Annotated in this window: 20 protein-coding genes and 1 pseudogene; 12 read left to right on the forward strand and 9 right to left on the reverse strand. The window is 36.8% G+C overall.

The annotated features are described in order from the left end of the window. Window positions 1-29 precede the first annotated feature (29 nt). Window positions 30-1208, forward strand: a complete 1179-nt coding sequence (locus OE105_RS02425) for an NAD(P)/FAD-dependent oxidoreductase (RefSeq protein ID WP_275421135.1) — start codon at window positions 30-32, stop codon at window positions 1206-1208. 72 nt (window positions 1209-1280) lie between these two features. Here OE105_RS02425 and OE105_RS02430 read toward each other — a convergent pair whose 3' ends face one another. Next, window positions 1281-1466 carry a YhzD family protein gene (locus tag OE105_RS02430; RefSeq protein WP_275421136.1) on the reverse strand — a complete coding sequence of 62 codons (186 nt, stop codon included), beginning with the start codon at window positions 1464-1466 and terminating at the stop codon, window positions 1281-1283. Between the two features lie 184 nt (window positions 1467-1650). Here OE105_RS02430 and OE105_RS02435 point away from each other — a divergent pair, with 184 nt between their 5' ends. The 7 genes and pseudogenes from OE105_RS02435 (at window position 1651) to OE105_RS02460 (ending at window position 10299) form a co-directional block, all read left to right on the forward strand. Continuing rightward, window positions 1651-2550, forward strand: a complete 900-nt coding sequence (locus tag OE105_RS02435) for an ABC transporter ATP-binding protein (protein WP_275421137.1) — start codon at window positions 1651-1653, stop codon at window positions 2548-2550. Then, window positions 2543-3802, forward strand: coding sequence for an ABC transporter permease (locus tag OE105_RS02440; RefSeq protein ID WP_275421138.1), 1260 nt, complete (start codon window positions 2543-2545; stop codon window positions 3800-3802). The genes OE105_RS02435 and OE105_RS02440 overlap by 8 nt, the downstream gene beginning before the upstream one ends. 437 nt (window positions 3803-4239) lie before the next feature. Next, on the forward strand, window positions 4240-5463 hold the full coding sequence (locus tag OE105_RS02445) for a metallophosphoesterase family protein (RefSeq protein ID WP_275421139.1): 1224 nt from the start codon (window positions 4240-4242) through the stop codon (window positions 5461-5463). 54 nt (window positions 5464-5517) lie between these two features. Continuing rightward, the gene (locus tag OE105_RS02450) at window positions 5518-8478 is read left to right on the forward strand and encodes an ATP-binding protein (protein ID WP_275421140.1); all 2961 of its coding nucleotides are present in this window, start codon (window positions 5518-5520) and stop codon (window positions 8476-8478) included. A gap of 49 nt (window positions 8479-8527) precedes the next feature. Further along, on the forward strand, window positions 8528-9472 hold the full coding sequence (yhaM, locus tag OE105_RS02455; RefSeq protein ID WP_275421142.1) for a 3'-5' exoribonuclease YhaM: 945 nt from the start codon (window positions 8528-8530) through the stop codon (window positions 9470-9472). Window positions 9473-9716: 244 nt separating this feature from the next. Further along, a pseudogene (locus OE105_RS13910) lies at window positions 9717-9896 on the forward strand (hypothetical protein); the annotation flags it as partial. Between the two features lie 214 nt (window positions 9897-10110). Continuing rightward, entirely contained in the window at window positions 10111-10299 is a 189-nt protein-coding gene (locus OE105_RS02460) for a sporulation YhaL family protein (protein ID WP_275421144.1), read from the forward strand. Between the two features lie 71 nt (window positions 10300-10370). Here OE105_RS02460 and OE105_RS02465 read toward each other — a convergent pair whose 3' ends face one another. The 3 genes from OE105_RS02465 to OE105_RS02475 form a co-directional block, all read right to left on the reverse strand. Next, a complete protein-coding gene (locus OE105_RS02465) occupies window positions 10371-11237 on the reverse strand; it encodes a peptidylprolyl isomerase (protein WP_275421145.1) in 867 nt (288 codons plus the stop codon). A gap of 375 nt (window positions 11238-11612) precedes the next feature. Then, window positions 11613-11792 (reverse strand): hypothetical protein, encoded by a 180-nt coding sequence (locus OE105_RS02470; protein WP_275421146.1) that lies wholly within the window; start codon window positions 11790-11792, stop codon window positions 11613-11615. A gap of 32 nt (window positions 11793-11824) precedes the next feature. Next, entirely contained in the window at window positions 11825-12349 is a 525-nt protein-coding gene (locus OE105_RS02475) for a DUF3267 domain-containing protein (RefSeq protein ID WP_275421147.1), read from the reverse strand. Window positions 12350-12699: 350 nt separating this feature from the next. Here OE105_RS02475 and OE105_RS02480 point away from each other — a divergent pair, with 350 nt between their 5' ends. Beyond that, window positions 12700-13038: a DUF1878 family protein gene (locus OE105_RS02480; RefSeq protein WP_275421148.1), complete on the forward strand. Its 339-nt coding sequence runs from the start codon at window positions 12700-12702 to the stop codon at window positions 13036-13038. Here the strand turns inward: OE105_RS02480 and OE105_RS02485 are convergent. From OE105_RS02485 to OE105_RS02495, 3 genes are all read right to left on the reverse strand, one after another. After that, window positions 13035-13613: an HTH-type transcriptional regulator Hpr gene (locus OE105_RS02485; protein ID WP_275421149.1), complete on the reverse strand. Its 579-nt coding sequence runs from the start codon at window positions 13611-13613 to the stop codon at window positions 13035-13037. The genes OE105_RS02480 and OE105_RS02485 overlap by 4 nt on opposite strands. Before the next feature lie 478 nt (window positions 13614-14091). After that, complete coding sequence (locus OE105_RS02490; protein ID WP_275421150.1) at window positions 14092-14601, reverse strand: tryptophan transporter; 510 nt, start codon at window positions 14599-14601, stop codon at window positions 14092-14094. Between the two features lie 158 nt (window positions 14602-14759). Then, a complete protein-coding gene (locus OE105_RS02495) occupies window positions 14760-15179 on the reverse strand; it encodes an HIT family protein (RefSeq protein WP_275421151.1) in 420 nt (139 codons plus the stop codon). Between the two features lie 466 nt (window positions 15180-15645). On the opposite strand from OE105_RS02495, the gene OE105_RS02500 reads away from it, so the two are divergent. Continuing rightward, a complete protein-coding gene (locus OE105_RS02500) occupies window positions 15646-16392 on the forward strand; it encodes an ABC transporter ATP-binding protein (RefSeq protein WP_275421153.1) in 747 nt (248 codons plus the stop codon). Then, window positions 16382-17593, forward strand: a complete 1212-nt coding sequence (locus OE105_RS02505; RefSeq protein WP_275421154.1) for an ABC transporter permease — start codon at window positions 16382-16384, stop codon at window positions 17591-17593. Before OE105_RS02500 ends, OE105_RS02505 begins: the two co-directional genes overlap by 11 nt. 97 nt (window positions 17594-17690) lie before the next feature. Here OE105_RS02505 and OE105_RS02510 read toward each other — a convergent pair whose 3' ends face one another. Together OE105_RS02510 and OE105_RS02515 are read right to left on the reverse strand one after the other, a co-directional pair. Beyond that, window positions 17691-18896 (reverse strand): M20 family metallopeptidase, encoded by a 1206-nt coding sequence (locus tag OE105_RS02510; RefSeq protein ID WP_275421155.1) that lies wholly within the window; start codon window positions 18894-18896, stop codon window positions 17691-17693. Between the two features lie 290 nt (window positions 18897-19186). Then, the gene (locus OE105_RS02515; RefSeq protein ID WP_275421157.1) at window positions 19187-19696 is read right to left on the reverse strand and encodes an antibiotic biosynthesis monooxygenase family protein; all 510 of its coding nucleotides are present in this window, start codon (window positions 19694-19696) and stop codon (window positions 19187-19189) included. 284 nt (window positions 19697-19980) lie between these two features. Between OE105_RS02515 and hemE the strand changes: the two genes are divergently transcribed. Beyond that, entirely contained in the window at window positions 19981-21012 is a 1032-nt protein-coding gene (hemE, locus tag OE105_RS02520) for a uroporphyrinogen decarboxylase (RefSeq protein WP_275421158.1), read from the forward strand. Window positions 21013-21032 lie beyond the last annotated feature (20 nt).

The raw sequence follows: 21032 nt of genomic DNA on the forward strand, positions 1-21032 counted from the left end.
TAGATACTGAAAAGAACGGGGGAATCGAAATGTCAAAGCAAATCGTCATCTTAGGAGCCGGTTATGGTGGGGTTTTATCAGCCCTATCTGTTCGTAAATACATGGATCGTTCAAAGGCGAAAGTTACGGTTGTTAACAAATATCCGACCCATCAAATTATTACTGAGCTTCACAGACTGGCGGCGGGAAATGTTTCCGAAAATCGAATTGCTCTACCATTGGAAAAAATATTTAAAGGAAAGGATATCGATTTAAATATAAATGAGGTTGAATCCTTTTCCGTCGATAAAAAACAAATTAAATTATCCGATGGGTCTACTTTATCGTATGATGTTCTTGTCGTTGCTTTAGGAAGTGTCACCGCATTTTTTGGCATCCCAGGACTAGAAGAAAACAGTATGGTTTTAAAATCGGTAGACGATGCGAAACGGATTTATCGTCATATTGAAGAAAGAATTCGCGAATACGCTAAGTCTAAAAATGAAGCAGATGCGACGATTTTAATCGGAGGCGGTGGACTAACGGGTGTTGAACTCGTTGGCGAAATTGCCGATTTGCTTCCAGAATTAACGAAAAAATACGGAGTGGACCGTAACGAAATTAAATTAAAACTCGTCGAAGGTTTGCCGAAAATATTACCAGTATTACCCGATCATTTAATTGAACGGGCGACGAAAAGCTTAGAAGAACGGGGAGTAGAATTTTTAACCGGCTTGTTTGTAACTAAGGTTGATGGCAATGTCGTTGAATTGAAGGATGGAACGGAAATTGTCACGAACACTTTCGTTTGGACCGGTGGTGTACAAGGAAACCCACTCGTTGGCCAGTCCGGTTTAGAAGTGAATCGCGGTAGGGCAACGGTGAATGAATATCTCCAATCCACTTCTCATCCAGATGTTTTTGTGGTTGGTGATAGTGCGGTTGTATTTGGACCGGATGATCGTCCATATCCGCCGACTGCACAACTCGCTTGGCAAATGGGTGATTGTGTCGGTTATAATATTTTCGCTTATTTGGAAGGAAAAACAATGGAAACATTTAAACCGGTTAATCTCGGTACATTGGCGAGTCTCGGAAGGAAAGATGCAGTCGCATCCGTCGGTAGCAATGGAACGCCATTGACGGGAATGCCTGCTTCAATTATGAAAGAAGCAAGCAATGTGCGCTATTTGTCCAAGATTAAAGGTTTGTTTACGTACGCATATTAAAAAAGTAAGAAAGGGGCTGTTCAATCGGACAGTCCCCTTTTTCTAAATGTCAATTCTTGTGTGAGCAAAAGTTTATACATGGAATAAAAGTAATTGACCCTCTGGAGAGACGAGACGGTGGGTATGGTTAGAAAGATTTTTTTCTTCCAGTATCCTTTCTCCTATTTTTTTTGCTTCATCCGCATTTTTTGCTTCAATCGCTTCATCTAAAATTTTTTCTCCATTCTTTTCAAAGGCGGTTAAATAATAAATTTGCATACATAGATCCCCCTGTTTTATTAAATCATGTTCAACAATTTTTTTGCTATTTTAGAAAAGGATCATTCAAGATTGACCCTGTAAATAATGATTCGCCGATAAGAGCATATTTCCTGCTATTTTAAAAAAATTGAAACTTTCTTTCCAGCGAATCGTAATATTTTTATGTAAAGGAGGAGAGGTTATGACATTACGAATCGAACATGTAACAAAGAAATTTGGAGATTTTACTGCTGTTGATAATTTATCATTAACGATACCGGAAAAAGAAATGTTCGGATTTTTAGGTGCAAACGGAGCGGGAAAAACGACGACATTTCGAATCATTCTCGGCTTATTGGAAGCAACGGAAGGAAACGTTACATGGAATAACGAAAAAATTAGTTACAAAACAAGTCCTTATATCGGCTATTTACCAGAAGAACGGGGATTGTATCCGAAATTAAAAGTAAAAGACCAAATTATTTACTTAGCAAGATTGAGAAAAATGAGTAAAAAGGATGCGATAAAAGAACTCGATTATTGGCTAGAAAAATTAAAAGTGCCTGATTACAAAAATAAAAAGGTCGAGGAGCTATCAAAAGGAAATCAGCAAAAAATCCAATTTATCGCAGCGGTTATTCATAAACCGAAATTGTTAATTTTAGATGAACCCTTTTCCGGCTTAGACCCGGTCAATGTCGAAATATTAAAAGAAGCGGTCACCGAATTGAAAAATGCCGGCACATCCATCGTTTTTTCAAGTCACCGAATGGAACATGTGGAGGAATTATGCGAATCCCTTTGCATTCTTCATAAGGGGAAAACCGTCGTTTCAGGATCATTGAAGGAAATTAAACGTTCATTTGGGAGGAAAAACGTTATTATCAATGCGGATTTTGATTTGTCCTTCCTTCAATCGTACCCGGGTGTGGTGAAAATGAAAAAGACGACGGAAGGAGTTATGTTACAAATCGAAGGGGAAGATGTTGCCGAAAGGATTCAAAGGGAGCTACATGGCAAGGGATTTGTTAGAAAGTTTGTACTGGACGAGCCTTCCTTGAACGATATTTTCATTGAGAAAGTGGGTGCAGAATATGAATAATTTTTGGACGGTTTTATCCCATACATATATTTCAAAAATTCGTTCGAAACAATTTATTGTTACAACCCTTTTAACGCTAGCGCTTATTTTAATTATGGCCAATTTTAACAAAATCATTGATTTGTTCAAAGGAGGAGAGGATGAAGCAAAGGTCATTGTCGTCATCGATGAGACAAACAAACTATTTACCCCCTTTGAACAGATCGTTCAAACGATTAATCCAGATTTGAAATTGACAAGTGAGGATGCGAGTGAAGAGGATTTAAAGGAACGAGTATTGAATGATGAGATTTTTGGCTATTTCATTTTGCAATTGGACGAAAATCAGTTGCCAAAGGGGACATATAAAGCAAAATCATTAACGAATTTTTCCATTCCGTCCGATTTAAATAACGCCCTTCAACAATTGAAAATGTCTGTGGCTGCTGAAAATTTACAATTATCTGGCGAACAACTCCAAATTTTAAACAATCCTGCCCAATTCGATGAGGTTGCGCTCGGAAGCCAAGGAAAATCCCAAGAAGAATTAAGTCAAGCCCGTGGACTCGTCTACGTTCTTCTTTTCGTCATTTACTTCGCCGTCATTATGTATGCGAACATGATTGCGATGGAAGTAGCTACAGAAAAGTCTTCTCGGGTGATGGAAATATTAATTTCGAGCACTCCACCGATTACCCAAATGTTTGCAAAAATCATCGGTGTCGCCTTTGTCGGTTTGACCCAACTTGCCCTTTGGCTCGGTGTCGGATATGTGGCAATCAAAAGAAATTTAAATGATATGACCGGTGGATTTTTCTCCGTATTCGGTTTTGAAAATACACCCCTATCGACGATTATTTATGCCATCGTATTTTTCCTATTAGGTTTTCTCCTTTATGCGACAATGGCTGCTTTCCTCGGATCATTAGTGAGTCGAATCGAAGACGTGTCGCAAGTAATAAATCCGATGATGTGGCTCATAATTATCGGTTTTATTATTGCTGTTAATGGTCTAACTATGCCGGATGCTACATTTATAACGGTCACTTCATATATACCGTTTTTTACACCGATGATCATGTTTTTGCGTGTCGGTTTATTGGATCTCCCCCTTTGGGAACCGATTCTAAGTATTGTATTAATGATTTTAACGATTGGGATATTTGCGGTATTCGGTGCAAGGGTCTATAAGGGTGGCGTTTTAATGTACGGAAACACCGGTGCATTGAAAAATATTAAAAAAGCGTTGCAATTGACAAAGAGCGAAAGATAATTGAATTTTCAAGTGGGCAGTTCTCGGTCTCGAAATAAACGAGCGGGGGCTGCCTTTTTTCATAAGAAGTATCCGTATAGATAATATATGTACGAAATTCACAGAGCTGTGGGAAAAACGAGCGAGATCATTTCCGAAAAGGAGAAACGAACGGGAAGGCTCAATGGCTAACCTTAAAAGGGGAATGAATTCCACGTAAATCAACTCTTCCTCATCCAATTACGGCATTTTGAAACGAATCCCATTTCGTCAAGGAGAGCAAATAAAGTGCGGTAGCTGAAATTGTGCGAAGGAAGCGTATTGGAATACGAGATATGTAAGGACAATCGAGAAAAGTTTCTCACATACCTAGGAAATTATGAATGGTATCCGATAATTATTCAAGGTATAATAAAAAAGAACATGTATTCGCCATATTGTGTACGAGGTGTTTTTTTATGGAAACAATCAAATTTATCCATTGTGCAGATTTGCATTTAGACAGTCCATTTGTCGGTTTGAACACATTGCCGAATAAGATATATGAGCAGGTGAAGGAATCAACTTTTCGTGCCTTTTCTAAGGTCGTTGATTTGGCCATTGAGTTCTCTGTCGATTTTGTCATTATTGCAGGCGATTTATACGATGGGGAAGATCGAAGTATACGGGCGCAATTGTTTTTGAAAAAGGAACTGGAAAGGTTGGAAAAGCAGGGGATTCACGCCTTCATCGTTCACGGGAACCACGATCATTTAGGAGGAAAATGGACAAAAGTCAATATGCCTTCGAATACCCACATTTTTCCTCCAAAAGCGAAAATGATTCCCTTTACGACGAAAACAGGTGGGAAGATTCATTTGTATGGATACAGTTACCCGAGTAAACATGTTTATGAAAAGATTGTTGAACGTTATGAAAAGGTCGATGGGGCAGACTATCATATCGGAATTTTACACGGTCATGATTCTTTAGATAATCGTCACTACCGTTATGCACCTTTCCAAGTTACTGATTTATTGGACAAAGATTTTGATTACTGGGCGCTTGGGCACATTCACAAAACTCGAATATTACATGAAAATCCGTATATTGTTTATCCAGGAAATATCCAAGGTCGAAATCCGAAAGAAGATGGTCCAAAGGGTTGCTATGTTGTTGAGATGAATCCATATCGGACCTCGGTTACGTTCCACGAAACGAATGTGATTTTATGGGATGCGATTGAACTTACGGATGAAGAAACGTTCGAACAGTTTGATCAACTATATAATCGGCTCATCCGCTTGAAGGAAAGAATGAGGCGTAAGAAAAAATCTGTGATTTTAGATATCTCTCTTTCAAAAAAACAACTATCTTCCTCCTTAATCGAACTTGTGGAATCGGAGGAATTGTTAGATTTGTTGAGGGAAGGGGAAGAGAAGGAACTTCCATTCGTATGGGTTCGCTCCCTTTCGTTTTCTGATGAAAATTCCATGTCCATTTTCTTAAATGAAAATCATGAATTTTTCCGAGAATTGAACGAATCCCTTCATCAATTGGACAATTTTGAACGACCCCTTGCCCCCTTATTTTCCCATCGAGTAGCGAAAAAATATATTCAACCTTTTACAAAGGAAGAGGAGATGGAAATAAAGGGAAAAGTTCAACAACTATTTTCCCGATATTTTTCCACAAAGGGTTAGAATATCTGTTCGTTCATAAAATGATCCTTGTTCTGATTTAGGAGGTTGTAACATTTGAAAATAAAAGAATTAACCATTTATGGATACGGGAAATTTGAACTTTTTTCTTTGAAAAATCTCGGCTCCTTACAAGTAATTTACGGACCGAATGAAGCGGGAAAATCGACGATCTTGTCCTTTATCCAAAGCATCCTCTTCGGATTTCCATTGAAAAATAGTCAAGAATCCCGTTTTGAACCGAAAAGTCATTCAAAATACGGTGGGCAGCTGGTCATTGAACTTGATGACCATCAAATTGCCCGTATAGAACGGGTAAAGGGAAGAGCGACGGGTGATGTTACTGTAACCTTGGAAAATGGTGTAATTGGTGGGGAAGAGCTGTTAAAGGAAATATTAGGTGGACTCGATCGCCATCTGTTTCAAGGTATTTATTCTTTTAATATCCATGGGTTACAAAACGTACATAAATTAAAGGGAGAAAATCTCAATCGATTTTTGTTTTCAACTGGTACGATTGGAACAGATCAGTTGATGGAGTTGGAAAATACCCTTGAAAAAGAAATGGAAAAACGATTTAAAAAAGCTGGTACAAAACCGGAACTTAATCGAAAACTAAATGAATTAAAGGAAATTGAAACCCAGTTAAAGAGAAGCCAAGAACAAATTGATCATTATGACCGACTGGTGACAAGTAGGGATGAAATGGAAAAAAAACTTTACGATTTACGTATGCAATTGAAGCAGATCGATGAACAATTGATTAGAATGAAAGAATGGAACCGAATGTATCCCCTACTTGTGGAAAAACAACAATTGCTTCAAGATTTATCAAAATTGAAAGAGGTACGTTTTCCGAAGGACGGAAGAAGGCGATTTGAGCAATTGGAATTGGAGAAACTATCGGTAGAAAAACGGATCGCATCTTTCACCGAACGGAAAAACCAATTGAATCAAGAAATCAAACAGCTCAACATTGAAAATGCATTCATCGAAAATGAAGGGAAGTTGAATTGGCTAATTGAAGATCTTCCAAACTATCAATCCCTTGTCGATCAAAAAATGAAGATTGAACAAGATTTGGAACAATTGATCGATGAGGAGCAACAACTTGCGTCGAAATTAGATTTAGGCTGCCCTGTTAATGAAGTGGAGCGGTTCGATCTTAGTTTTGCTGTTAAAGATACAATTTTAGACTTAATGAGTCGGAAGGAATTTTTAAAGAAACAGCGGAAAGAACTGGATCAACAGGATGAAATCATTCGGTTTAAATTAAAGGAAAAAAAACGAGAATTAAACGATTTAGTAAAGAAAAAACTTCCCGATGAAGAAATTACAAAATTAAAACGTATTTTAGAGAATGAAGGGGAAAGACAATTATTAGAAAAGGAAAAAAGATGGATCATCAACCAATTAGATGAACTTGAACATACTCCTTTCCAAAATGTAAATGGGAACTTCCGGATGCCAAAGGTGATTGGCATCTTCCTCATGATGGTTTTTGCCATCACATCCCTTTTATTCAACTATTATGAAATGGCCATCGCCTTTTTCTCTTCAACTATTATAATGATTCTCTTTTTTTTCGGTATGGGTAAAAGGGAATCCAAGGGGAAATCGACGTCCAATCTTCCATTAAAAAATCGTTTGGAACAAGTTGAAAATAAATTAAAAGAAAAAACTTCCTATCCATTCGATCCGTATCAAGCAAAAATGCTATTGGAAAAGGATTCGGACATTGAAAAGAGAATTGAACTGGAGAGAATGAACGTTCGCCTTTTAGAAGATCAATTTGAACAAATAACGATTGCTAATGAAAAATGGGAATATGACTGGAATCGTATAGAAAAGGAATTAAAACAAATAGGAGATCTGTTTTATTTAAAGCCGAATATTTCACAACAACATCTTCCGGAAAGTTTTGATCTTCTAGAAAAAATAAAAAATATCCAAATGGAAAAAAAGCGACTAACAGAACAACGAAGACATCTGGATGAAATGTTGGAATCTAGGGAAGAACAAATCGAAGAATTAAAGAAACAAATGTCCATCCAGGGCACATCCTACCATGAAAGAGTGTTATACTTAAAACAGAAAATGGCTGCTGTAAAAGAACAATATCGAAAAAGAAAGGAATTGGTCGATCAAAAGGAAGAATTGAACAAAGAATTAAATAGCCTAAAGGAAGAACTCCGATTGATCGATGAAAAAGAAGCACAATTATTTAAAGAAGCAAACTCGGATTCAGCCGATTCGTTTTTAGCAATGGAAGAAAAAGCAAAAAGGCGTGCTCATTATTTGGAGAAAATCCAATTAATTGAAAAACAAATTGAAATATCGGGCATTTCCGTTGAATCTCTACAACCGCTTTCGAAGCCTTTTACGGAAAGTGCATTTTTAGAGATGGAAGAAAAGAAAAAGGAATTAAAAAGTGAGATCGATCGGCTAGAACAACAACGGGCCTCCATCAATTATGAAATTTTACAAATCGAACAAGGTGGCATTTATTCGGATTTGTTGCAAAAATTCCATCAAGCAAAATATGAGTTTGCAGAAATGGCAAAAGCTTGGTCCGTGTATGCAACAGCCTACTATTGTTTACGTCAAAGTATGGAAAAATATAAAGCTGAAAAACTTCCAAAAATCCTTCAAAAGGCTTCCGAATATTTTCGAATATTAACAGAAGGCAGCTATTCAACAATCCATTTGGATCGAAAAAAAGATGTATTATACGTTCAGCGTGCGGACGGGTTGATTTTTTCTCCCGACGAATTAAGTCAAGCAACGGGTGAACAATTGTACGTTAGCATTCGTTTTGCCCTAGCTAAAACGTTAAACGAACGAAAAAAATATCCACTTTTGATCGATGACGGTTTCGTCCATTTTGATGAACGGCGATTGAAACAAATGATGCTCGTATTGAAGGATTTGGCGAAGGAGCAACAAATTTTCTTTTTTACATGTCACAAATCATTACTTTCATTTTTTAATCAAGAAGCGATTATTCACCTTCCCTAATCTCCTTCGTGGGAGAAGGAAAATTATACATGCTTAATAGGAGGTTTCTATGAAAAAAGGAATTAGTTTTATGGAAGCTGGGGAACAGGTCGAACAGTTTTTATTAATAAAAAGTAGTACGAAAGGCATTGCCAGTAACGGAAAGCCTTTTTTAACATTAATCCTCCAAGATAAAAGCGGGGAAATTGAAGCGAAATTATGGGATGTTACCGAAGAAATTGAAAAAACGTACGTTGAACAAACGATCGTTAAAATTAGTGGAGATATTCAAAATTATCGAGGAAAACTGCAATTACGTATACGAAAAATTCGCCCAGCATCTCCGAAGGAAAATTTGCAAATCGAGGATTTAATTGAAAAGGCACCTTTAGAAAAAGATGTGATGTTTAATAAAATTACCGAGTATATTTTTGAAATGGAAAATCCGAATATCCAACGTCTTACCCGTTATCTCGTGAAAAAATATGAAAGGGATCTTTTAGAATATCCGGCAGCGACGAAAAATCATCATGAGTTTTATTCGGGACTTGCATATCACGTCGTCTCGATGTTGGATTTAGCTAAGGCAATTGTCAATCTCTATCCTTCCATCAATAAAGATTTCCTTTATGCTGGAATTATCCTTCACGATTTAGGTAAAGTCATTGAATTGTCGGGACCGATTGCCACCTCCTATACGACGGAAGGAAAACTATTAGGACATATTACAATTATGGTGAACGAAATTGCAAAAGCGGCAGAGGAATTGAACATTCAGGGGGAAGAAGTGCTAATCTTGCAACATATCGTGTTGAGCCATCACGGAAAATCCGAATGGGGGAGTCCGAAACCCCCGATGATTTTGGAAGCGGAAGTGCTCCATTATATCGATAATTTGGATGCAAAAATCAATATGATCAATCGGGCCCTTGAAAAAACGAAACCGGGAGAATTTACAGAACGAATTTTTGCCCTTGACAATCGCTCATTTTATAAACCGAAACTTGATTCGTAAAAATTAGCACTCGCACTACAACAAATATGCTCCCCTATAAGGAGTCAGATTTTAAAAAACTGGCTGCTTATGGGGGATTTTTTATGTCCAAAAGATCCTATACTCTTGTAGAAAGAATGGGAAGTATGAAAGGAAGTTGAAGCTTTTTAAAACATTGGATGAAAAAAAGAGGTGAGGAAATTTTTCTGTTGAATTAAAGGGTGAAGGTTTCCATTCGTTTGTAAATGTAGGAGATCATGTAAAAACAGGGGATCAGCTAATCGAAGTAGATTTTCATTTCATCCATTTACAAGGGAAAAACACGATTCCCCCTGTTATTGTATCCAATCATGATCAAATGGAGATTAATTTGGCTATTCATGATATGAAAAATGTACAGGCGGGAGAAGATCTCCTTTTTACAATCGATCTGGTCCGTAATTGAAGGATAGGGATGCGTATCGGAAACGAACTATTCTAAGATGTGAAAATAAAATCATACAAAATGCCTAGTAAAGAAAAGTTCTTTGTAGGATGAACGTTTATTGGATTCAAATTCCCTTTCCGATGTCATATGAAAACATAAAGTGAATAGGATGGTAGTAGAAAGAAGTAGGACAACCTACCTGAATTTTAAACATAGTAAAGGAGGAAAGGGAATGGATTTTCCATTTTGGCTTTGGTTAGTAATTGTGGGCATTTTTTTTAGTGCATATATGACGATACGAACGAATAAAGAAGAGCGGGAAATGGAAAGAAAACTAGCAGAGAAGGAAGGGGAAGTGTATTTGGAGCGGATAAAAAAGGAACGGGAGCGAAGAAAAAAATTATCCTCAGACACATCCTAAAGGGTGGAAAAGAGGAGAAAAGGGGAACCGGTTATTTGTCCGGAACCCCTTTTTCAATGCGTTCATCTATTTTACTCTTGTTTAAATAAATCTTTGAAGTCGGAATCGTTAATTTTAATATCGGCGTTATCGACTAATTTATCAAGCGCTCCTTGGACGACATCGTTTGTTAGTTTCGATTGTTTCACCTTTTCGATTAATTCCTTTTTCATATCTTCGTACGATTGAACATCTTCTTTTTGTTCCACTTTCGTAGCTTGAATGATGTGGAATCCATATTCGGTTTCAATCGGTTCGGAAATTTCTCCTTCTTTTAATTCGAAGGCGGCTGCTTTAAATTCGGACACGAGGTTTGCTGGATCTAAAACTCCGAGGTCGCCTCCGTTTTCTGCAGAAGCCGTATCTTGTGAATATTCTTTTGCCAAGTCTTCAAATTTTTCCCCGTTATTAAGCTTATCTAATACTTCCTGTGCTGTTTCTTCATCATTAACAAGGATATGACGGGCTGTCACTGTTTTCGTTTCATAATTATATTGTTGTTTTAATTCTTCCTCTGAGACTTCCATTCCATCCATCGCAGCTTTTTCTTGAAGTAGACCAAGTTCGGCCGATTGAATCATGGAATTGTATTGATCAGTATTGGCTTTTAATTGTTCCAATACGGTTTCATAACTATCTTCACCATAGTACGATTTCAAAAAATTCACTAAATATTCTTCGATTTCTTCATCGGTTACTTCATACTTATCGGAAAGAACTTTTTTATAGACTAATTCTTGAAGGGTTGCTTCTCCATAACGGTCTTTTAATACTTCATAAAATTCTTCCTTCGTTATATCCCCTGCTTTTGATTCAACGATGACATCACCATTGTTACATGCGGATAGTGCGAAAACGCCAGCGGCTAAAGTAATGGTAAGTAAAAGTTTTTTCTTCATTTTCGATTAACAACTCCTATTAAATTTAATTCTTCGTCAGTCAAAATTTTCTACAAGATACACTATAACATAAAAGTCGATAAGAGAAAAAGCTTTTTTGGAACGAAAAGATGATCGATTAACGAAATCGAAGGAACGAAACAGATACAAATGATAAAGTGTATGTTCAGCCTGAAGCTTCCTTTACGAATCCTAAACATTGCCCTTACGGCTAAAATTATTTTGGAATAAAATGGAAATTACACTCCAGTTTCAATAAGGCACTTGTTTACAATTATGATTGTTATACAGAAGCCAAACTATGTTTTCCATTCTTCGTACGTAAAAGATGTCAAACATCCTTTTGTAAAAAGGGATCGTCAAGGTGGCGACTGATTAAAAGAACATCACTTCAATATACGTGGTGAAAAGCCAAATGACCGTCGTTCCATTTGCCACACGAAAGATTGTTCTTTCCTGTTTCCCAGATATTTCCCGTTGGTTACAAAATTCATCCATCAATTTATTCATATAATAAATGCTCAATGCGGCAATGATTATAAACATAAAAGTCAATACAATCCCCCCAGTCTAACGTTCCATCAGCGTCAATTTCTTAAAATTTCATATCCATCATCACTTTCTTCGATTAAACAATTAACCGGAGATTTTATCATACTTTTTAAATAAATAAAATCAGGTACGCATACGCCGATATGGGAGGCGAGCAAAAACGAGATGTAGTGAAAATAATTCGGGAATATGAACAAAAAGATCAATAATACACTATTTAAAAGAAAAAAAGGCATTAAAAGAGCGACCATATACTTTTCTTTTTTCATCGGCTCTGTGACTAGAATTCGCCAACGGTATAATTTTTTTCGCAACAATACGACTTTTGCTTTCAACAAATATAATGTAATCAAATGTACCACTTTATGGAGCGGATAAAGGGCGAGCAACAAAGTTAGAAAAATTAAGAAATTATCGTCACGGATATTTTGAATATCTAATAAAAAAGATAACGGAAGAAATAATAAAGTAAAAGAGATCAATACGGTAATAAGGGAAAATCCTAGCAATTGCCAGTCACCGTACAACTGATCAATTTTCACCGTTTTCCAGCAATGCATACTCCATTCCATCCTTTTTCAATTTCGTTTTTTCTCCACACATACCATTATCCCTGATGGAAGGAGCATCACCTTTTTCGTCTCCAATCCATCAAATTCATTCAATGATTCCAGTCACGGTATTCGTTTTATGAAACCAATATTTTTTGAAACATTAGTGAAATAATTAAATCTTAACCTAATGTACGACGAAAATGAAAAAAAATCAACGGGTAAAGAAAAAATAAAGGATTTTGTCAATAAAGGAATAAAAATGACAATTTTTTTGAGCAGGAAAAGAAGATCCTGTAAAGAATGTATTAAAGAGGAAAAAATGGTACAATAGTGGCTGCAGAAATGGGGGAATGAATATGAATGACGAGTTATTGAAACGGATTCAACGGTTAGAATATCATCAACGTTTGTTATTACAATTAATCAAAGGGGAACAGGCACCATTTACGAAGTTAATTATTGAAAAAAATTTAGATGAGGAAGAGGTAAAAGCATTTCATAATCTATGTGAGTACATGAACAATAAAATGGAAGAACAAAAAGCGGAAGGATTTCTATACTTTCATCCGCTATTTCAAGAATTCACATCGAAATTAAATTCAAAGTTGGATGCAAAGGAAACGGTCATTGCATGTATAAAAGAAAAGGTTTATCTCGATTTAATGAAGGAGTTTTATAAATACGTTGAAGATTAGACGACTTCTTCTCGGCTTTCATCCTCTATGTCTTCATCTCCCTTATGATGATCCTCTTTAAAAACTTGTTCAAGGTGGTCGAAGGATTTTTGGAATATTTCCATAAAATCATCGCCGTAAATATTTCGAACGATAGCCATCAATTCTAAAATATCCGGGTACTTCCCGTAAATTTCCTTTAAAGGCTTTGCACCTAATAAGACCGTTTGGTTGGAAAGATCGTAATTTTCTAGCAACTCCAAAACGAGTTTTTCTCCCTTTTCTGTCAGACGAATGTACGTATTTCGTTTATCTTCAACTTTTTTGGAAAAGGTTAAATATCCCTTCTCTTCCAACTTTTTCGAAAAATTAAACGCTGTGGAAACATGCATGACTCCAAATTTTGCCACGTCAGAAATAGATGCACCATCCAAATGATAGGCTATCCATAAAATATGATGTTCATTAATATTCAAATCGTATGGTTTGATCCATTGTTGCCAATCTTTTTCAATTGATTTCCAAAGGGCTTTACCCAATTGGAAAATTTTTTGACTGAAAATTAAAGCTTCCAATTTCGAAATATTTTTTTCCATATAATCACCTACTTTTTTAATATATATTGGATGTTGGCCAAGATTAGGAATCTTTTTCATTCACAAAGGAAATAGCTTTTCGAACTTGCGACGAATCATCTGCCATTGGAAATAGTGATCAGTTTGTAAAGGAAATCCACTTTATTACTGTAAAAAATGCGCTTAAATTATTTTAGGGGAAAACTATTTTCCAAAAGGCTTACAAATATAATATATCAAATATAAATAAAGATGGTAAAATAAAAAATATTGCGATTTCTAGCGGGGAACTGTTTGCACAAATTTTGTACCAAGGGATTATACTTTGTATTAGTTTCTTATTCTACAAAAAAGGTAAAAATCCTCTTTATTTCAAAAAATTTTTTTCATATCGAAGAATAGGATGTGGGGAAAGGATCGATAAGAAAATGTAGGGGGATTCGCTAAAAAAAGAGAACTCAATCCGTCGATTAAGTTCTCTTTATTTTTTATGAGAAAATTACGCGAATTCAATCATTTTTGTCCGTTTCGCAATCGAAAGAATAATCGGATATAATACGAACATGACGATCGAATTAACAGCTGTAGCAGGAAGCACAAAAGCACTGAATAAAAATAAGAACGATGCAGGTAACTCACCAATGAAAAGGGCAGATGTTAAAAAGATCGTGCCTGATATTAAAGTACCGATTGCTGTTAAAACTGTGTTTTTAAACACCGATTGTCCCTTTTTAACCAAGGTGTATAAACCAAAGAAGATAAAGGATGTCAAAAATTTATCGATGATATTTGGGATTTGACCTCCTGGAAAACTAGTCGTTAAACCAGAAACGATTCCGGTTGCAATGCCAAGGATTAAAACACTCCTTTTATCGGGGAATAGGAGGATCCCTAGAAAAAGCATAATTAAACTAAAATCCGGCTTCATTCCCCCCGATGGAACAACCATATGAAGCACTGCACCAATTCCGACAAATAACGACATAAGGACTAAATTTTTCGTTTTCAATTTTACCTCTCCTCTTCTGAACTAATCTCTTCTCAACTACCCCTTTTGTGTCCGCGGACCAAAAGCGGGAAAGTTATTTTTTAGTATAGCATAAGAACGATTTTTTTGGAAGCAATATTTTGCGAAAATATAGATAAATTATTAATGATCACCCGATGCTATAGGTGTTTCCCAATCGTTTTTGCAATCGATTGTAAATCTTCCGAACTGTACTCGCTTGTATGGGTTTTCCAGATTGCACCGAATCCGTCATTTTCTCCGTATCTCGGAATGATGTGGACATGGAAATGGAACACACTTTGACCGGCGTGCTCCCCATTATTGTTTAGTAAGTTCAAACCGATTGGATTGTATGCATCTTTGATGGCATTTGCGATTTTTGGAACGGCAGAAAATACATGGGTAGCTGCTTCCGGTGTTAATTCATAAAGGTTTGGTTGATGTACTTTTGGAATGACCAATGTATGTCCCTTCGTAACTTGGCTAATATCAAGAAAAGCGAGTACATGTTCATCTTCATACACTTTTGCAGATGGGAGCTCTCCTTTTACAATTTTACAAAAAACACAATCGCTCATATTTTCAACCCCTTCAAATGATTTTCCTTTATTTTACCATAAATGGGTGGCGACGCGAATGGGAAAAGGGGGGATGATCGACGGATGAAAATGAAGTTTAATCATAATTACCATGTAGAAAAAAAGAGCAAGGTCTATATTGACCTCGCTCCTTGTGAAGGGAAATGGGAGAAGGGACTTACAAGTTTTAAAAAGAACGATCGTGCATTCGACCTCAATCATTTCCGAAAAGGATTTGTTCACGTTTCGTAAAATGAATTTGAGAGTGGTAAAACCGAATGCAAACATTCGACCTAAACAAGTAAGTGAACTTCATCATTGTCCCTACACTGGATTTCCCTTCGCTAATTAAGTTACCCGTTTTTTTCGACAATATACAAAAAAATTGTAAAACGTTCTTCTTTTTTTCGTTTTTTGATAAACTAAAATTTAGTACGTGGAAAAAATGTTGCGGGGAGATTGAACAATGAAATTATTGGAAATCGATTCATTAACAGGTGGTTACACGAAAAAAAACGTGTTAAAAGACATTCGTTTTTCAGTTAATCGAGGGGAAATCGTTGCTTTAATTGGATTAAATGGGGCGGGAAAAAGTACGACAATCAAACATATTATCGGGTTAATGCAACCGAAAAAAGGAACGATTAAAATTAATGGACTGACCATTGATTCGAATCGAAACGAATACCGAAAACAATTTTCCTTTATCCCGGAAACCCCTGTCTTATACGAGGAGTTGACCCTTCAAGAACATTTGGAATTGACGGCGATGGCCTACGGTTTAGACAAGGAAACGTATAAAAAACGTCTCGAATTCCTATTAAAAGAGTTCCGAATGGAAAAACGATTAAAATGGTTTCCATCTCATTTTTCCAAGGGAATGAAACAAAAGGTGATGATTATGGCTGCTTTATTAGTAGAGCCGGAGTTACTGATTATCGATGAACCCTTTGTCGGTTTGGACCCATTGGCGATTCAAAGTTTACTCGATCTATTGAAAAATCGGAAGGAAGAGGGTTCGGGAATTCTCATGTCCACCCATATATTGGCGACTGCAGAAAAATATTGTGATCGGTTTGTCATCCTCCACAATGGGGAAATAAAAGCCCAAGGAACCCTTGATGAGTTAAGGGATTCCTTACATATGGAAAGGGCGAGTTTGGATGAAATGTATATTCAAATAACAAAGGATGGTTCAGACCATGAATCGTGAAAAATTATGGGTAAAACGTTCAGGTGAGCGATTCCGTGAACTTTTCCGCTACAGTCGATATATGTTCAATGATCACCTTTTATTCGTCATCATCATTGGAGTTGGTGGTGGAGCATATTATTACCAAAATTGGGTTCATACGCTGTCACCCCAATTTCCAACGGCCATTCTTTTCTCTATCGTTTTCGGCGTTTTATTAGCCTATGGAAATATCATCACCTTTTTTAAACAAGCGGACAAAGTTTTTTTACTTCCTTTGGAAACGAAATTACACGGGTACTTGCGCCGTTCTGCTCTTTTGACGATCCTTTGGCATTGGTACATATCCGGTCTTAGTTTGCTTATTTTGGCACCTATTTTTTTTCAAACTGAAGGGGATAGCAAAAAATTTTTCCTTTTCACTTTCGTCATTCTTATTTTAAAATTAGTTAATTTGTTTATTCGATGGTATGTTGATTTTGAAACAGATCGATTGTCAGTTATCGTCGATTTGTTATTCCGCATCCTTTTTAATGGTTTCATCGTTTATTTTTATTTAACAAGTGAGTTTCCCTTTGTCGGTATCACATCGTTTATTTTTATCGCATATGGTGTTTATTTTTTCATGAAAAATCGTACAAAACCGTTGCCGTGGGAAAGACTTGTTACAAATGAAGAAAGACGAATGGGAACATTTTATCGTATAGCCAATTTATTTACGGATGTTCCTCAACTGCGAAATCAAGTAAAGCGCCGGAGATGGTTAGATCTTCTTTTGAAAAATGTTCGTTTTTCTCCGAATCAAACATACGTCTATTTACTGAACCGAACATTTTTTAGAAGTGGGGATTATTTCGGATTATTTATGAGATTAACGATCATTGGGGCTATCCTTCTTTTTGAAACGGAGGGGGCTTATTTCCGTATATTTTTAGCGGTTTTATTTATGTATTTGACTGGTTTTCAATTATGGGGATTATGGATGCACCATCGGTCGATTCTTTGGATATCCCTTTATCCTGTCAATGAAAAGGACAAGGAACGGGCCTTTTTGAATCTTCTTGCACGAACTTTATCGGTTCAAATGATTCTCTTTATCCTTTTATTGCTACTGTTAGGAGAATGGACTGAAGCCTTTGTATTGTTCGGGTGTTTAATATTGTTTCTTTATTTATTTATATTTATCTATACGAAAAATCGGATCAAAAACTGGCGTTCATAAAAAGGGGAGACCGATCGTTTTGGTTTGGTCTCCCTTTTTTCCATTGCTGAATAAGGTAATGGACAGGTTCCCCATTTTTTAAAAGAAACGAGAGGGGTTAAACCGTTATTTTTTCATCTCCACGTCTTTTCGAAACTTCCTGATATTGTAAACTGGCTCGAAGTAACGTCTTCGCTGCAATTAACATCGCCCTTTCGTCAATATCAAATTTCGGATGATGATGGGGGAATGCGTTCTCCTCTTTTATCGGTTTTGCACCGGTGAAAAAGAAGGTTCCTTTAACATGTTGTAAATAATAGGCGAAATCTTCCCCTCCCATGGAAGGGGCTGTTTCTACTACTTCCTCAACCCCTGGTACATCCTTGGCAATATCGGCTAAAAACTTCGTCTCTTCTTCATGGTTGACAACTGCCGGATATCCCCGGGAAAATTCATATTCATAGGAACTTCCATTGGTAAGAACGACCCCTTTTGTCACTTGTTCGATTTCCTTTTCGATTTGACTTCTAACCTCTTCGCTAAACGTACGTACTGTTCCTTCCAATTCTGCTTTATCGGCAATAACGTTAAACGCATTTTCTGCAGAAAAACGACCGATGGAAACGACAGCTGATTCGAGGGGGTCGACCCGACGACTAACGATTTGTTGCAATTGGACGACGAGTTGGGCAGCCGTTACAATCGCATCTTTCGTCATATTTGGGTGGGCACCATGTCCCCCTTTGCCGAGAATCGTAATTTTGAATCGGTCGGCAGCAGCCATAACCGGTCCCGAGCGGTAAAGGATTTTTCCCGTCGGTTCTGTCGCCCATAAATGGGTTCCGAAAATGACGTCCACATTTTCTAAACAACCATCTTCGATCATCGATTTGGCACCACCGGGGGCATATTCTTCCGCGTGTTGATGAATCATAATATATTCTCCGGAAAGTTCTTCTTTATGTTCAAATAAAACTTTTGCCACATGTAATAGGGTTGCGGTATGACCGTCGTGACCACAAGCATGCATTACACCGGGTACGGTCGATTTGTACGGCACATCCTTTTCATCTTGAATCGGTAATGCATCGAAGTCAGCTCGAAGTGCAACGGTTTTCCCCGGTTTCGCCCCTTTAATTTTTGCAACGACCCCATTTCCCCCCACATTTGTCCGTACGTCTATCCCGATATTTTTATAAAAGTTGGCGATATACTTTGCCGTATTGTATTCTTGAAAGGACAATTCAGGATGCATATGCAAGTAACGGCGCATCTGAACCATATCGTTAAAATAGTTGTCTAAAGCCCGATAAAATTTATCCATTTCCTTTCCCCCTTTATTCGTTTCAAACATTATATCATGATTGGGAATTGTTTAAATGACAAATCTATTTATAATTTTTCCTCTTTTATATCTAATGGGAAAATTTTTCAGCAAAAAACAATGCCAATTTTCCACCTTTGCATTTTTGGCATTGATTGAAAGATGAAGTAATCGTTCTTTTTTAACGAAAGGTAATGAAAGAAGGGAAAAAGAAAACGATCAAATTACATGTTTTTCTTCATTAATAAAAGATGGAAAGCAGAAGTGGCTTTTCAATATGAATAAAAAAGTTATTTTTCTTCATCATGACCGATTTGATACCCTTTGTAGTACGTTGGATTTGGGTAGTTCATCGACTTACTGATTTCAACATTTTTCGATGTCCAAATGGCACTTAAATACTGATGTTTTTTCCATATTTTAAAGGATGATTCCTTGTCCCAACAAGAAAAAACAGCATATAGATCCCCTTTTACTGGACGTAAAATTCGATAGGCGATAAATCCGGTTGATCCCTTGAATGTTTTCCCCAGTTTTTTTATCGCATGTTCAAATGCGGGTCTTTCCTCTTCTAGCACGGGAAGATAATAAAAGGTGGCAAATCCTTTCGAAGGAAGAAAACCGGCTTCTTCAATGATTTCATATATCCTCGGTAATTTGAAAATCGATTTCCCATAAGTTTCATGAAATAAAAGGGCGTGTTCCACATTTTGCAAAAATAACAAAGGAATATCTGGGAATTTTTTCTCAATCCTTTGTAAATAACTGCTTGTGCCTGTCGTAATATATACTTTTTTCATCGTTGTACCTGCCTTTCAAGCGATTTCATTTTGAATTTTCCGAGGGAATGCTATAATTTGAGAGGGTATTTTTTATTAATTTCAAATTCGATTCACGGTTGATTCAAATTTTTAACATCATTCTCATTTTAAAAATATAAGAAAATGACGAATTTGTGAAGTTTTTCAACGTAAACTGTACATTTATTTCTTTTCGCGTTATATTAAAATCGATTATTACGAAAATAATTTTCATTTAATAATAATTCTTTTTAAATAAGAGTATAAAAAGGGGCTGAAACCGTATGACATCCTTCAATGATACATTTTTAAAAGCGGTAAGGAGAGAGAAAACATCGTATGTTCCTGTTTGGTATATGCGACAAGCGGGACGCTCCCAAAAGGAATATCGAAAACTGAAAGAAAAGTATTCTCTATTTGAAATCACCCATAATCCCGAACTTTGTGCGTATGTAACGAGACTTCCTGTGGAACAGTACGGCGTTGATGCAGCGATCTTGTATAAGGACATTATGACCCCTCTTTCTGCCATGGGAATCAAAGTACATATTGAGCCGAAAAAGGGTCCGATCATTGATGAACCAATCCGTTCGAAAGCGGATGTGGAAAGACTTGGTACTTTATTTCCAGAAGAACAAATTCCGTATGTGCTTGAGACGATTCGCCTTTTGACGAAAGAACAGTTGAACGTACCGCTCATCGGATTTGCAGGTGCCCCTTTTACTCTTGCCAGCTATTTAATTGAAGGGGGTCCTTCAAAAAATTATACGAAAACGAAAGCGTTTATGTACGGTGAAAAAGATGCCTGGTTCCTATTAATGGATAAATTGGCGGATATGACCGTTACATACGTGAAAGCACAAATCAAAGCGGGGGTACATGCGATTCAAATTTTTGACTCTTGGGTCGGGGCATTAAATTCCGAAGATTATACCGATTATATCCAACCTGTTATGAAACGAATTTTCGATGAGTTGGTCGATGAAAAGGTTCCGATGATTTTATTCGGTGTAGGTGCAAGCCACTTGGTTCAACAATGGAATGAGCTTCCAATTGATGTTATTGGACTCGATTGGCGGATGCCCATTAAAAAAGCGCGTTCTTTAGGAGTGGATAAAGCGGTGCAAGGAAATTTGGATCCGGCTCTCTTGTTAGCTCCTTGGGATGTACTTGAAAGGAAAGTGAAGGAAATCTTAGATCAAGGAACGGAAAAAAACGGTTTTATCTTTAATCTCGGCCACGGGGTTTTTCCAGAGGTTCAACCAGAAACGTTAAAGCGATTAACGGAGTATGTTCATCATTACAATAGAAATTAAAAGAAGAAATAAAAGGGGTG

It is taken from the genome of Fervidibacillus halotolerans (assembly GCF_026547205.1).
Lineage (GTDB): Bacteria > Bacillota > Bacilli > Bacillales > Caldibacillaceae > Fervidibacillus > Fervidibacillus halotolerans.

What these genes read in the sequence shown, in the direction of transcription:
- OE105_RS02425 (WP_275421135.1), top strand. Translation starts at nt 30, where the DNA reads ATGTCAAAGCAAATCGTCATCTTAGGAGCCGGTTATGGTGGGGTTTTA.
- OE105_RS02430 (WP_275421136.1), bottom strand. Translation starts at nt 1,466, where the DNA reads ATGCAAATTTATTATTTAACCGCCTTTGAAAAGAATGGAGAAAAAATT.
- OE105_RS02435 (WP_275421137.1), top strand. Translation starts at nt 1,651, where the DNA reads ATGACATTACGAATCGAACATGTAACAAAGAAATTTGGAGATTTTACT.
- OE105_RS02440 (WP_275421138.1), top strand. Translation starts at nt 2,543, where the DNA reads ATGAATAATTTTTGGACGGTTTTATCCCATACATATATTTCAAAAATT.
- OE105_RS02445 (WP_275421139.1), top strand. Translation starts at nt 4,240, where the DNA reads ATGGAAACAATCAAATTTATCCATTGTGCAGATTTGCATTTAGACAGT.
- yhaM (WP_275421142.1), top strand. Translation starts at nt 8,528, where the DNA reads ATGAAAAAAGGAATTAGTTTTATGGAAGCTGGGGAACAGGTCGAACAG.
- OE105_RS02460 (WP_275421144.1), top strand. Translation starts at nt 10,111, where the DNA reads ATGGATTTTCCATTTTGGCTTTGGTTAGTAATTGTGGGCATTTTTTTT.
- OE105_RS02465 (WP_275421145.1), bottom strand. Translation starts at nt 11,237, where the DNA reads ATGAAGAAAAAACTTTTACTTACCATTACTTTAGCCGCTGGCGTTTTC.
- OE105_RS02475 (WP_275421147.1), bottom strand. Translation starts at nt 12,349, where the DNA reads ATGCATTGCTGGAAAACGGTGAAAATTGATCAGTTGTACGGTGACTGG.
- OE105_RS02480 (WP_275421148.1), top strand. Translation starts at nt 12,700, where the DNA reads ATGAATGACGAGTTATTGAAACGGATTCAACGGTTAGAATATCATCAA.
- OE105_RS02485 (WP_275421149.1), bottom strand. Translation starts at nt 13,613, where the DNA reads ATGGAAAAAAATATTTCGAAATTGGAAGCTTTAATTTTCAGTCAAAAA.
- OE105_RS02495 (WP_275421151.1), bottom strand. Translation starts at nt 15,179, where the DNA reads ATGAGCGATTGTGTTTTTTGTAAAATTGTAAAAGGAGAGCTCCCATCT.
- OE105_RS02500 (WP_275421153.1), top strand. Translation starts at nt 15,646, where the DNA reads ATGAAATTATTGGAAATCGATTCATTAACAGGTGGTTACACGAAAAAA.
- OE105_RS02505 (WP_275421154.1), top strand. Translation starts at nt 16,382, where the DNA reads ATGAATCGTGAAAAATTATGGGTAAAACGTTCAGGTGAGCGATTCCGT.
- OE105_RS02510 (WP_275421155.1), bottom strand. Translation starts at nt 18,896, where the DNA reads ATGGATAAATTTTATCGGGCTTTAGACAACTATTTTAACGATATGGTT.
- OE105_RS02515 (WP_275421157.1), bottom strand. Translation starts at nt 19,696, where the DNA reads ATGAAAAAAGTATATATTACGACAGGCACAAGCAGTTATTTACAAAGG.
- hemE (WP_275421158.1), top strand. Translation starts at nt 19,981, where the DNA reads ATGACATCCTTCAATGATACATTTTTAAAAGCGGTAAGGAGAGAGAAA.